Annotated in this window: 10 protein-coding genes and 1 pseudogene; 9 read left to right on the top strand and 2 right to left on the bottom strand. The window is 43.6% G+C overall.

The features are described from left to right. Positions 1 to 189: 189 nt before the first annotated feature. From BBG47_RS09300 to BBG47_RS09275, 6 genes are all read left to right on the top strand, one after another. Positions 190 to 975 carry a helix-turn-helix domain-containing protein gene (locus BBG47_RS09300; RefSeq protein ID WP_028533760.1) on the top strand — a complete coding sequence of 262 codons (786 nt, stop codon included), beginning with the start codon at positions 190 to 192 and terminating at the stop codon, positions 973 to 975. A 286-nt stretch (positions 976 to 1,261) separates the two neighbouring features. Beyond that, on the top strand, positions 1,262 to 2,527 hold the full coding sequence (locus tag BBG47_RS09295) for a helix-turn-helix domain-containing protein (RefSeq protein ID WP_065291516.1): 1,266 nt from the start codon (positions 1,262 to 1,264) through the stop codon (positions 2,525 to 2,527). Positions 2,528 to 2,540: 13 nt separating this feature from the next. Continuing rightward, positions 2,541 to 2,735: a hypothetical protein gene (locus tag BBG47_RS09290; protein ID WP_044354291.1), complete on the top strand. Its 195-nt coding sequence runs from the start codon at positions 2,541 to 2,543 to the stop codon at positions 2,733 to 2,735. A 206-nt stretch (positions 2,736 to 2,941) separates the two neighbouring features. After that, on the top strand, positions 2,942 to 3,172 hold the full coding sequence (locus BBG47_RS09285; protein WP_021252699.1) for an aspartyl-phosphate phosphatase Spo0E family protein: 231 nt from the start codon (positions 2,942 to 2,944) through the stop codon (positions 3,170 to 3,172). 48 nt (positions 3,173 to 3,220) lie between these two features. After that, positions 3,221 to 4,543: an XRE family transcriptional regulator gene (locus BBG47_RS09280; RefSeq protein ID WP_065291515.1), complete on the top strand. Its 1,323-nt coding sequence runs from the start codon at positions 3,221 to 3,223 to the stop codon at positions 4,541 to 4,543. 88 nt (positions 4,544 to 4,631) lie between these two features. After that, the gene (locus BBG47_RS09275) at positions 4,632 to 5,960 is read left to right on the top strand and encodes a Spo0E family sporulation regulatory protein-aspartic acid phosphatase (RefSeq protein WP_065291514.1); all 1,329 of its coding nucleotides are present in this window, start codon (positions 4,632 to 4,634) and stop codon (positions 5,958 to 5,960) included. A 136-nt stretch (positions 5,961 to 6,096) separates the two neighbouring features. On the opposite strand, the gene asd is transcribed toward BBG47_RS09275, so the two are convergent. Both asd and BBG47_RS09265 read right to left on the bottom strand, forming a co-directional pair. Then, positions 6,097 to 6,915: an archaetidylserine decarboxylase gene (gene asd / locus BBG47_RS09270; protein ID WP_065291513.1), complete on the bottom strand. Its 819-nt coding sequence runs from the start codon at positions 6,913 to 6,915 to the stop codon at positions 6,097 to 6,099. 160 nt (positions 6,916 to 7,075) lie between these two features. Beyond that, entirely contained in the window at positions 7,076 to 8,173 is a 1,098-nt protein-coding gene (locus BBG47_RS09265; protein WP_065291512.1) for a YheC/YheD family endospore coat-associated protein, read from the bottom strand. 151 nt (positions 8,174 to 8,324) lie between these two features. On the opposite strand from BBG47_RS09265, the gene BBG47_RS09260 reads away from it, so the two are divergent. The 3 genes and pseudogenes from BBG47_RS09260 to BBG47_RS09250 all read left to right on the top strand — a co-directional run. Then, complete coding sequence (locus BBG47_RS09260) at positions 8,325 to 9,485, top strand: glycosyltransferase family 4 protein (protein WP_065291511.1); 1,161 nt, start codon at positions 8,325 to 8,327, stop codon at positions 9,483 to 9,485. Positions 9,486 to 9,578: 93 nt separating this feature from the next. Next, the gene (locus tag BBG47_RS09255; RefSeq protein WP_065291510.1) at positions 9,579 to 11,933 is read left to right on the top strand and encodes a hypothetical protein; all 2,355 of its coding nucleotides are present in this window, start codon (positions 9,579 to 9,581) and stop codon (positions 11,931 to 11,933) included. 5 nt (positions 11,934 to 11,938) lie between these two features. Further along, a pseudogene (locus BBG47_RS09250) lies at positions 11,939 to 12,613 on the top strand (hypothetical protein); the annotation flags it as partial.

The raw sequence follows: 12,613 nt of genomic DNA, 5'->3' as shown, positions 1-12,613 counted from the left end.
ATCATTACCTATAAGCGGCATGCAAATACGATACGCCTAATATTTGATGAGTAAAGAATGAGGTTCAAATTTTGCAAAAGTGATGGTACTATAGTGAAATAGTGCAAATTTTTCGAGCAATCCTACATGAAATTGACTTAATTATGATGGAGAAGAGACCATGTTAGAGAGAAAGAAGGGGGCACTACCGTGTTACAAGCATCGCCGACGCAGTACATTCTGAAGCCGGCTTGCGCGAAGATTACATGTGAACCGAACTGGAAATGGCAGAAGCGAGAGAAGCCAATGCCGAACTATGACCTGTTCTATGTATGGAGTGGGGAGGGGGAGCTGACGCTGAATGGCGAAGTCTATGAGATTCGCAAAGGCAGCTGCTTCTTATTCCGTCCGGGGGATCACACATCCGCAACACATAATCCGCAAAAGCCGCTGACATTAACTTATATTCATTTTGATGTGGATGCATCATTGTCGGACATTCCCATGTCCTATCGAGAACTGCACGAAACGGTTGACTTCGAACATTTGCTTGCCAGATATGTGCGCTTGTTTTTGCGGGATACGTATGGTGCAGAGATTGAAGCTCAGCTTGTGCTGAAGCAGTTGATGATACATCTGCTGCGCGCAGACAAGGAAGAGCCGGATGAGCGGAAGACGAGTCATCAGCTTGCGGAATCCATCCATGAAATTGCGAATTATATCAGGCAAAATCCGGGTGCCAATCATCGTATTCAGCATTTGGCGAAGCGAGCGCAGTTGTCCCCGCGTTATTTCTCAGTGAAATTCAAGGAACTGATCGGGATGTCTGTGCAGACGTATATTATTCGTTCTCGAATTGAACGAGCGGAGCATCTGCTGCATCATGCTGGAATGAATGTGACGGAAGTGGCGGATGCATTAGGGTACAGAGATATCTTCTTCTTCAGCCGCCAGTTTAAGCAATATACAGGACGGAGCCCGTCCGAAATTCGATAAAAGGATCATACAAGCTGCTTTGGGCACTATTGTCCGGGCAGCTTTTTTTGCTGGGTGTGGATTTGCTCTAAAACGACAACCTTATCTGCCTACATAATGATTAGAATTGTTAAGGAACGATAAATTCAGCACGAGGTTATCGACAAAAGGTGTTCACTAGTTTACTTTTAATAGTAGAAAGTGCGAGTCGAATAAATATTCATTTTGTTGGAATGTGAGGGATTTACAAGAGATATATATAATGATAGAATTAAGACAATAAATTCCATAATAAGGAGGTGATGGAGTGGGTTCCATCAGTGCTGTTTATTCGACATTAGGAGAATTAATTCAACGTTATCGGTATGAACGGTCAATGACGCAGGCGAAGCTGGCGGAGTTGACAAGAATTAACCGAGGCAGCATCTCCAAGATTGAGAATGGGGACATTAAACGGCCTGATTACGCGACCATACAACCCATTATTTCCGTTCTGAACGTGCCCTTGCGCGAAGTGATTGATGCTTTGTCCTTGACTGACCATCGTTCAGACACTTGGTTCGGATTATTGCATAATTCAACATCGAGTGGGGATTACTCCTTGTCAGCTGAGATCGCTTCCTATCTATTAGCATCCCGCAATGAAGAGAGCGAAGTTCTGCTAGGCAAGCTTTTTCAAATAGTTCAAGAAATATCGAACGATAATGAGCTGAAGCTCTCATTACTGAACATCGTTATTACCTATGCACGAAGTCATGGAATTCAACGCTTCGTTGCGAGAGGGACCTTACATAAGTATTTGATTGAGCGAGACGATTTCTCGAAGATGGAGGCAACCTATCAATCCGGACAGTATGTGCTCCATTATGTCGAATTTCTATCTCGTGAGGAGAAAGCCACTTTATATTACAAGCTTGGCGTTCATGCGTTTAATTTGGGCCTGTACAATGAATGTATAGAGTTATGTAAAAATGCAGTCATTCAAGAAGATGTGGAAAGCAGTTTTAGCGCATACTCTACTTTAGCGATTTGTTCGTCATATTTTGAACTTGAGCAATATGATATGGCGGAAAAATATTTGAGAACATTTAGTTTGTTCAGCTTTCCTTTCGTGCAGAAAAATGTAGACTATATGACTGCTAGATTGAATGAGAAAAAAGGGAATATTCGCTTGGCAATCCAACAATTTAAGGATTGCTTAGAACTTCCATCCTATAGATTAAATGCTGTGAACTCGCTGTTAGAAATATATCGTTTGCATAATGATATTGATTCAGCAACTGAACTGATTAAACGTGAATCAGAGTATTTGGTTCAACACTCTGAAAGTCCGATTATTGTTTCTGGACGTGCACATTATTTTTTGAATAAAGGAAAATATTTGTGTGATACAGGTGATGTAAGAGAAGCAATTCAGAATTTTATTACAAGTGCTACTATGTTTGTGGAATTGAGCGAACATAAAAAAATTTACGAGTGCTTGGAACATATTTTTTGTCTAATTGGATCTTTTAGTAACGATCTTGACCTGATGAAACAAGTACATATTTTATTTGCTGACTTAAAAAAATAAGGAGGAAAAATCATTGAAACAAAAATTAATTAAGTTATTCGTACCATTTGTTGTGGCCTCACTTCTTCTAATGCCTACACTTACAAATGGGTACCAAGCGAAAAATGATGTTCGAAAGAATGTTCAATCATACAGTAATGAGGCCGTTTACCAGAGTGATCAGTTTTATATGTTCTCAGGAGGAAAGGATGCAGAAATAGCTTGGTAGCAATTAATTAAGGACGCTAACTCTAGCGTCCTTTTTTTGTCGTCTACTATGCAACGCAACAAATGTTGAACAGCGTCGAATATATCTTATTTTAGAGAAACATAGTGAAACAAGCAGAATGTTATATAATGACAATGATACATAATTGTCGGATAATAGAAACAATCACTATAATATAGAATCTCATTAAAAGGGAGGCTAACAAGATGAGGTTTTACTTTGATATCCCAACTAATGAAATCAGTTTATCTGATGAAATACTGCTGGACGAAATCGAAAAAGCTCGTGAACAGTTGCAGGAAGCACTCGAAGAGGGCAAAACTTTCACTGACGTAGAGGTCATTGAGCTTAGTCAGAGGCTCGATGAGTATTTGGTTGAAATTCAAAAGAAAAGACTGCTAAAAAAGGCGATCTTGGAAATTGATATTGCTGGATAAGCTAGTAGCCAATGTTTGGCTGATATCCTGTAAGCGGAGGAAACATGAATGCGTTCCGTTATGGTGCACGAGAAACTAGGGGAACTAATACAATGTTACCGGAATCGGAAGAATATGACGCAGCAGGATTTTGCAAAAGAAGCAGGTATAGACCATGAAAGTGTTATCGCAATTGAAAAAGGGGAAATTCCATTAGAATATGCAGTGCTGAAGTCACTTCTTGCAGTGCTGCATATCCCGATGGCAGAAATAGTGGCTCATCTGGTGACAGAAGAAGTAAGTACAGAATTATGGCTGTCGCTACTAGAGGCATCCTTGCCTAGTCAGGATAGGCGTTTATGCGAAGACATTGTTGTACACGTATTGGCTCGCTGTAATGAGGACTGTGAAGATTTGCTGCTGAGGCTATATCAAATGATTCAAAAATGGACTGGCAGCATTGAAATGCGGCTTGAGTTACTGGACAATGTGATTTCCTATGCTAGATCACGAGATTTACAGAGCTTGGTTGCAAAAGGACTGTTTTATCGGTATTTAGTGGAGCGGGACGATTTCAGTAAGATGGAGGAAACGTTCAAATCCGGACAGGATGTACTTCCTTATGTCAAGTTGCTCCCTCGAGACGATCGTGTGATTTTCTATTACAAGTTAGGCGTGCATGCTTATAATTTGCGCTGGTTTAAAGACGCCATTACATATTGCACAAAATCCATAATTGAAGATAAAGATAGAAGCGTGTATAGAGGGTATTCCACATTACTTATTTGTTCTTCTTATTATCAACTAGATCAATGTGAAGAATGTGAAAAATATTTAAAGATATTTAGTAAAATGGAACATCCCTTTGTAAAAGAGAATGTTGATTTTATGATCGCAAAACTGCACGAAAGAAAAGGAAATACGGAAATAGCAATCTCATTATTGCTCCAATGTTTGAATACATGCTCTTATAAAATGAATATTGTAAATTCACTTCTAGAAGTATACTACTTCAGAAACGATAGTTCTTCTGCCATTCAATTACTTCAACGTGAGCATGAATACCTCAATTTAAAATACACTAACCCAATTTCAATAAAAGGACACGCATATTATTTCATCAATAAAGGAAAATGGCTTCATCGATGGGGGAAAAACAGTGAAGCCATTGATTGCTATATCCAAAGTGTAAGCATGTTTGTTGAATTAACCGAAGCTGATGAAGTTTTATTACGAAAGATGGAGCGCACACGGTTGAAGATGATGAATGCAGCCAAAACAGGACGGAATTTAACAGATGTCTCTGTTGTGCAGCTCAGTCAAGAGCTTGATACCTATATCGTTGAAATACAGAAAAAGGGAATATTTAAGAATTCTCTATTAAGAGATTAATAAGAAAAATAAGCACAATTGATCTCTTTTGTTTCCAGATAGAGATTCACTCACGAGTCATCAAGCAAGTGTAATGGAGGATACATGCATGGGGGTTGTAAAACCGAGAGATGAGACCTTGGGGGAGTTGATTCGTCGTTATCGAGATGAATTGAATATGACTCAGCAGGAACTTGCGAACAGGTCAGGTGTAAATAACAAGAGAATTTCGTTCCTGGAATATGGCGGAGCTCCACGAGATTATGCGATCCTACAACCCATTTTCTCTATTTTACATATACCTGCTCATGAAGTCGTAAGTGCTCTTGCCGCTACAAAGATTCAATCGGAGATATGGTTCTGTCTGCTGCAACAACTCGTGTTGTCTGAAGACGATATCTCACTGGCTAGAGAAGTAATGGTTCATCTAATGGCCTCTCAGGACGAGAATTCTAAAGTGCGTTTTGGGAAGATATTAAGCATCGTACAGCAAGGATCAGGCAGCTTAGAGTCTCGGCTAGAATTAATGGATGATGCAATTATGTATGCTCAAAGACAAGGCTTACAGACACATGTTGCAAAAGGATTGTTCTATCGGTATTTAGTGGAACGGGATGATTTCAGTAAAATGGAGCAAACCTATCATTCGGGTGAGCAAGTACTTGCCTATGCTGAAGATCTGACCAGTGAAGATCGTATTATTCTATATTACAAGTTAGGTGTCCATGCATTTACACTGTACAAGTATAATGAAAGTATTAAACTCGGGAAATTATTGCTGGCCTGTGATAAGACAGAGAGTACCTATAAAGCATACTCCATTTTACTAATTAGTTCTTCTTACTATTATAAATCTCATTTTGAATTGGCAGAGCAGTACCTAAATCGTATTCACTTGACACGCTTCCCGTTCCTTAGGGATCATGTATCTTTTATGAAGGCAAAGCTTCATGAGCAACGGGGAGAAACGGAATCAGCTATCTACCATTTGCAGCTGTGTATGGAGTCATCGACTTACAAATCAAATATTGTAAACTCACTACTTCATATCTATCTTCAACAACGAGATATAGATGCAGCACAACATTTGCTCCAAGGTGAATCAGACTATCTGGAAGAAGACTTCTCCAATCCTATGAAAATCAATGAACTTGCAAACTATTACATCAACAAAGGGAAAGTAATGAGCGGAATGAATAGACAGAAAGAAGCTATCGATTATTTCAAAAAGGGGATATCCATGTTCACTAGATTAACGGAAACGGATGAGGCCTTGCTGAGACAATTGGAGCAGACACGATTGAACATGATCAGTGCTGTAGCGGATGGCCGGAATCTGACAGATGCTACTGTCGTTCGACTTAGTCAAGAGCTGGACGGTTATATTGTGGAATTTCAGAAAAAGAGCATTTTAAAAAGAGCAGTGTTAACTACTTAAAGAAAGTTATAGCGCTTTTCTTTAGTAGTCGGTGCCTGAGAAAATGAGCACAGAAAAAGGGGCTTTTCCAATTGCCATGGTTCATGGCCTATGGAAAAGCCCCTTTTCAGTAAGATGCTATTGAACGCAAGTAGGGTTAGCTCTGTGTCTTCTGTACGCGTTCAGTCTTCGCATGGAACGTTCCCAAGCAATCTCCCATTCTAACCTTGGCGCCGAGCGCTAATCCCTCCAGGGGCTCGAATGTATTCGTTTCTGTCAGCAGCACAACGGTTGATCCGAATTCAAAATAGGCAAGATCCTGCCCCTTCTCGTAGCTGGACTTCACTTTATCATCCGAATAACGGATGCTGCTCACATTGAGTGCCCCAACTTTCACAACCGCTACTTCACCTTGTCCATGTCGTATGTACGTGATAAGTCGTTCGTTGCGGCTAAGTACACGCGGCATATGATGCAGACCAAAATCATTTACTGGATAGACACGCCCAGGCACATGTTCGCTCTCCACAGTGGTCCCCGTAACGGGGGCGTGAATACGATGATAATCGGAAGGACTTAAATACAGCACGAAGCAATAGCCATGACTATATTTTTGTCGATGAGGAGAGTGGTTCAGCATCTCATCGAGAGTATAATCCTGCCCCTTCACATTAAATATACTGCCTTCCTGAATTGGCCCCATACCTGTAATCATTGCATCTACAGGGCTAGCAAGCTGGTCTTCTGCAGCAGAAATAGGACGCATATCTGGCTTAAGCTTGCGAGTGAAGAATTCATTCAAAGTCCCGTATTGATCCATAGGCTTCTCAGCTTCCTCAACACGGATATTGTACGTCTTCGCAAAGGTTGGAATAAATCGGCGGCTTAATCCGGAGTTGGCGAAGCGGCCTGCGATGCGAGATACCCACTTGCGTGAGGATAATTCAGTTAGTAGCCGTAAAAATCTTTTTTTCATTGTTAATTAATCACCTGGTTTATAAGACACCTGAATTAAGGGCGTCCTGTATTTTTCAGCCTCAAGAAACAGAATAAGAAGCATGTTTCCTGTGGACTATCTTGACACAGAACGCCATCATTTTCAATATGATCCTACACAACGCTAAGAATAAAGAGGGTTATTGACTTGCTTGACGAAGCAGAGATGCGCCATAGGCAATGGGATTCACATAGGTTGCTCTCCAACATTCAAGTAAATTAGCCTCACGAAAACTGTAACGTTGATCTCGTCCATTGCATTCGATAAATAAAGGAATTCCATCAGGAGAGATCCCGATATCTAGTCCTAAGTCTGCAAGATGGGGCAGGGTGTGTGATAGCCGTGAAGCGACATCTAAGGAGAAGCGGCTGATTCGTTCGCGAAGGATATCAAGCGGAATATAAGGCAGTGCAGAAGCTGCCAGCAGTTCAAATGGATAGACTGTTCCGCCTTGAGCTACGTTCGTGACGAATGTATGCGATGGTGCAACCTTGCCCACGATTCCTGTGATTTTCCATTCTCCGGTTCCGTCTCGTTGTACGGATACACGTAGATCGAAGGGTCTACCCTTATAGCAAGCGAGCGGCAAGAGCTGTTGAACCAAAAAGGCCTTCTTCAGCATTTGGGACTTCACGGATGCGGGCAATTTCCCCTCAGGCATCTCGACGGTCCTCCATTTACGGCCCCCTGTTGACGTTCGCAGCATGTAGTTCGTTCTCCACCCTTTGCTTGTTCGCTCAATTTTGGTGAGCCCTCGTCCTATGCTGCTGTTATTAGGCTTCAGTACAATCGCGTCATAGCGTTCCATGAGTCTGGCGATAGAAGAACGAGTTGCGAGGGTTGTGTCTGGCAAATGTGGGGCGATCATATGATCTGCCTTGAGTACGTTGTGAATGCTCATTTTGCCATATCGATTGACCTCGTTGAATAAGATAATATTCGTTTGAACAAGAGAGCGGATACGCGCGCGTGAAGTGGGACGCAAATAAATCGCTCGGTTATGAATGACTCGTGGAATAGGCATGCGTCGGCGAACATAGCCAGTCGGCCCTTTTACATATGCGGCTACTTCCATTCGACGTGTATTTACATCTTCAATTCGGAAGAAGCAAGGGATGATTCCGTTCTGACGCGCAGCTTCTTCATAGAACAGGATAGCTTCGTGCTTCGTCTTACCACGGATGAGTCCACGCAGCAAGGGAGCATTGAACAAAATGCCGATTCGATTATCGGACATGGTCATACCTCCTTAGGGGCAAAAATGCGATATACAAATAGCCATCGGCGATAATGCATCGTATGTATGTCCAGTATTGGCGGTATGGACGAGTGGATGAAGGCATAATGACTAAATTTGATGCTTGGCTAAGCAGATGAGGAGGAACGAAATGCATCTTCAGAAGGTGGCTGTCATTACGCCAGGAACATTCCCGATTCCTTCTGGATCGAGCAGCTCCGTTGAGCGAGTCGTGGAGCATGTGGTAAGCAAGGCTGCTCAGCGAATAGATGCACGAATTTATGCAAGACTGTGGAGCGGCCAGGAAGAGATAGACACGGTTCGGGGTGTTCCTTGTGTTCGAATTCGAGCGAGCCATGCACGGATGTACGTGCAGGGGGTTATTCGCAGTATGGCTCAGTTCATGCCTGATACGATTCAAATTGAGAACCGTCCCCGATTTGTTCTCCCTATCAAGCGTTCCTTTCCCAATGCCCAAATCATATTGAATCTTCACTCCGTCACCTTCATGAGCCGCAAGCATATTCCCCTGAAATTATTAAGGTCATCACTTCGAGCAGCAGATCGGATTTTCGTCAACAGCCGCTATTTATACCGCAAAGTTGCAGCAGTCTGTCCAAGTTGTGCTTCGCGAATCGTAGTGAATACATTAGGAGTTGACCAAGAGCGATTCCGCTCTAAATGGACGGAAGAAGGAATGCAGCGTTCTGAAGCAGGCAAGGACATGCTAGGTTGGGCGGATCGCAAAATCATTCTATATGTCGGGCGTCTTATTCCCTTAAAGGGAGTTCATCATTTATTGAAGGCCATTCCGCGTGTCATTGCGAGGCAGCCTAAGGCGCTATTTGTCATCGTCGGCAGCGCGTTTTATGGATCTGCACGGAGAACCGTCTATGTGCGTAAGCTTGAGCGTTTGGGCAGAGTGTATCCGAAGCACGTTAGATTCGTCCCTTATGTATCCCATGAACAAATACCGGATTGGTATTTGCTAGCGGATGTTGTAGTCATGCCTTCGGTCGAGAAGGAGGCATTCGGTTTAGTCAATGTGGAAGCGATGGCTTCTGGAGTCCCTGTACTTGCAACACGTGTCGGAGGCATTCAAGAGGTTGTTGCAGACGGGATTACAGGCGTGCTCGTGCGGCCGTTTCGGCTAAGCGTACGGCTTGCGAATGAACTAAATCGGTTATTGGATGATGATGAACGAAGAAAGAGAATGGGGGAAGCGGCTGTGGAACATGTACAGAATCATTTTACATGGGACAAAACAGCCGAGCGGTGGGCTAACGAAATAGGCGCTCCTGCAGAGCAATAGATTCATACGTATAGGCGAGTGTCGGGGAGAGCACTGGGTGCATATGATGGATTAGGTGTAGGTAGAAGCCCATCGGAAAGGAGAGAGTGCAGCGTGAAAAAGAAAAAAGGGAGCTTGTCCCCGAAAGGAAAGAGGCCTTCCTATTATGTAGATAATCCGAATAGGTCGGAACTGAAAATGTTGGATCGATTATCGAAATCTAAGCCTAGTTTGGATCAATTATCGAAATCTGAGCCCCATTTGGATCAATTATCGAAATCTAAGCCCGATAGTGTTGCACAGTCCAAGAAAGCTAACATCAATGCGTTTGCGACAGCACAGGAAGAAATGAACCATCTGATGAAACAAGCAAAGCTGGCTCTTCAGCAGGCAAAGAGAGGCAATGTTGCCATGAAGCAGCCCACAGCAGGTGGAGGTTTTTCGAAGTCGAAGACACCATCTTTGGATGCCCATGTAAGTAGAGAAGAGAACATACCAACGCCTGTACCTCCATTCACTATATCCCCAGACATTGAGCATAGCGAGCAGAAGGCGCAGTCCACTCAAGTTTCGGAAGTCGAAGCTTCCACACTCACTGGCGTAAACGCACCTTCATCGAAGCAAGCAGATAGCAAGCTTTCGAAAGCAACCCGCACAGAAAAGAAGAAGACTAAAAATCCATCAAAGCCTATTAGAGGAACGGTGTCCCAAGATGTAGAGGTTGTAGCTTCCTCAGTTGATGCTTCCTCTATGGACGCACTCCATGTGCTTGAAAACAATCCAGTTGAGCAAACGGAGCTGAAGGTAGACGTTGATGCAGTAATAGCTGTGCAGGCAGAGAAGGAAAAACAGCTTTTCGAGAAGAGAAGCATTTTCCGGCCAAAAGCGATTGTATATACCGATGATATCGTGGATGAGGCTGTTACCAATGAGAAACTGGCTGCGTATTCGATAAGCGGATCCAAGATTAAACGTGAGAGCATTGATTCTGATGCGCTAAAGGATCATTCTGTCACATCGATTAAAATTGCAGATGAAGCGATCACTGGCGGGAAGATCGCTCCTGATTCGATTATGGGTGAGCACCTCATTCGCAATGCGATTTCAGGCAGTAAAATTCGAGATCGTTCTATTACAGGAGGCAAAATTAAGGACGGCAGTATAACCTCCGAGAAGCTGGCTGATAAGACGATCGATTCTGATAAATTAGCGGAAGGCTCTATTCATACGAAGCATTTGAGCGAACTAATCATCTCGAATGAATTGATTCAAGACCAATCCATAACCTCTGAAAAGATACGCAGCGGTGCGATCCATACGGAAAACTTGGCCAATGGCGCTGTGGACACATCCAAGCTTAGTGATGATGTAGTCACGAATTCGAAGCTGCGGAATCATGCTGTAACGAGCGATAAAATAGCCCCCTCTAGCATTGTTAGCGACCATTTAGCTGATGAAATTATTGTGAGTCGTATCATCGCTGAACGTGCTGTTGAGAGTCGGCATATTGGTTCCAACCAAATTGAAGGCTCACATCTTACCCCGAATATGATTAGCAGCTATCATCTACAGCCTCAATCAATTCATTCGATCCATCTTGCAGCAGAAACAGTTCAATCTGCCCATTTGCAGAAGGAAGCTATCCATCAGAAGCATGTGCGCGAAGGAGAAATTCATAGCTGGCATTTGCACGAACAGGCTGTAACGACAGATAAATTAGCGGATCAATCAGTCGCAACAGCGAAGTTGATAGATCAAGCTGTCACTTCCTCCAAAATCGCCGATCAGAGTATTACTTCGCAAAAAATTGCAGATTCCATGATTCAGTCGCGTCATGTTGTCAAGCATGCAATAAGCACGCAGCAGATCGCACCACTTGCCATAGTCGGTCTTCATATTCAGGAAGAGTCGATCGGCGGGGAGCATATTGAGCAAGATAGCATTGCAAATCGGCATGTGCAGGACGGGGCAATTGATAAGCGTACGATTACTTCAGGCGCAGTACAAGGGCGACATTTAGACGCGAATGCTGTTAACACAGCGCATCTCGTGGATGAGGCAGTGACAACAAGCAAGTTGGGTGTACACAGCGTTACCTCTTTGCAGCTCGCTGATGAGGCGGTTACTCGTCAAAAGCTGACGAATCAAAGTGTGACGGCTGAGATATTGGCTGACAATAGCGTAACTTCCCGTCACATCAGTGCGGGTGCAGTAGGGGCCAAGGAAATAGAGCTGTACTCCATCAAGGATGAACATATTTCACCTGGAGCAATTAGCGACGAACATATCCGAGCTCAATCGATTGATGCGGCTATGCTGAAGCAAGAAGCGGTGACGAGTGAGAAGATTGCTCCGCATGCTGTACGAGACAGACACATAGGTTCATCCTCCATATACTCCCATCACTTGGCTGATCATGTGGTTACATCCCTCAAGTTGTCTCCAGGAGTGTATCCAGCGACAAGTTAAGTGATTTGTCGGTTACATCTAGCAAGCTTGCGAATAAGAGTGTTACTTCTGAGAAATTAGCAGCGGGCAGTGTAGAATCCATCCATTTGACAAAAGGTGCAGTAAGCTCGGAAGCAATTGCCTATCAAGCTGTTGAGGCGGAGCATCTTGCTCCCGGATTGGTATCAGGCAAGCATGTAGAAGCACAGGCGATTGACACTTATCAGCTTGCAGAACAGTCGGTAACGGCCTCCAAGCTGGCTCCAGGGTCAGTGGAAGGGACACATATTCAGCCACAGGCTGTTGCGGACGAACACTTGGCATCTGGGGCAGTTTGTATTGAACATCTCGATGATGAATTGTTTACGATGTTGAATAATCTCGTCAATCCCCCACCAGCAGAGCCCATAATCATTGGATCGTCTCAACTTGAACCATTTGCTGTAACGAAAGACCATATAGGGCCCAACGCTATCCATGCAAAACATATATCAGTAGCAGCTATCCATGGATCTCATCTGGCGGCAGGAGAAATAAACAGCCAGCATATGGCCAGCGGCTCGATTGATGAGACGCATCTCGTAGCGTATGCTGTGCATGGGCATCATCTTGCCCCGGAGAGCGTAGAATCGATTCATGTGCAGCCGGAGTGTATCCAAGCTCAGCACATTAGCCAAGGAGCAATAAGCTCGGAGCACGTG

This window comes from Paenibacillus sp. KS1, assembly GCF_001680695.1.
In the GTDB taxonomy this organism is placed as follows: domain Bacteria; phylum Bacillota; class Bacilli; order Paenibacillales; family Paenibacillaceae; genus Paenibacillus_B; species Paenibacillus_B suaedae.
The sequence above is the reverse complement of the archived record's forward strand: the minus strand, read 5'-3'. Positions and strand labels throughout refer to the sequence as shown.

Bases quoted from the DNA above. Each gene is read 5' to 3' on its own strand.
- BBG47_RS09285 (WP_021252699.1), top strand. From the start codon at position 2,942: ATGAGGTTTTACTTTGATATCCCAACTAATGAAATCAGTTTATCTGAT.
- BBG47_RS09280 (WP_065291515.1), top strand. From the start codon at position 3,221: ATGCGTTCCGTTATGGTGCACGAGAAACTAGGGGAACTAATACAATGT.
- BBG47_RS09275 (WP_065291514.1), top strand. From the start codon at position 4,632: ATGGGGGTTGTAAAACCGAGAGATGAGACCTTGGGGGAGTTGATTCGT.
- asd (WP_065291513.1), bottom strand. From the start codon at position 6,915: ATGAAAAAAAGATTTTTACGGCTACTAACTGAATTATCCTCACGCAAG.
- BBG47_RS09265 (WP_065291512.1), bottom strand. From the start codon at position 8,173: ATGTCCGATAATCGAATCGGCATTTTGTTCAATGCTCCCTTGCTGCGT.
- BBG47_RS09260 (WP_065291511.1), top strand. From the start codon at position 8,325: ATGCATCTTCAGAAGGTGGCTGTCATTACGCCAGGAACATTCCCGATT.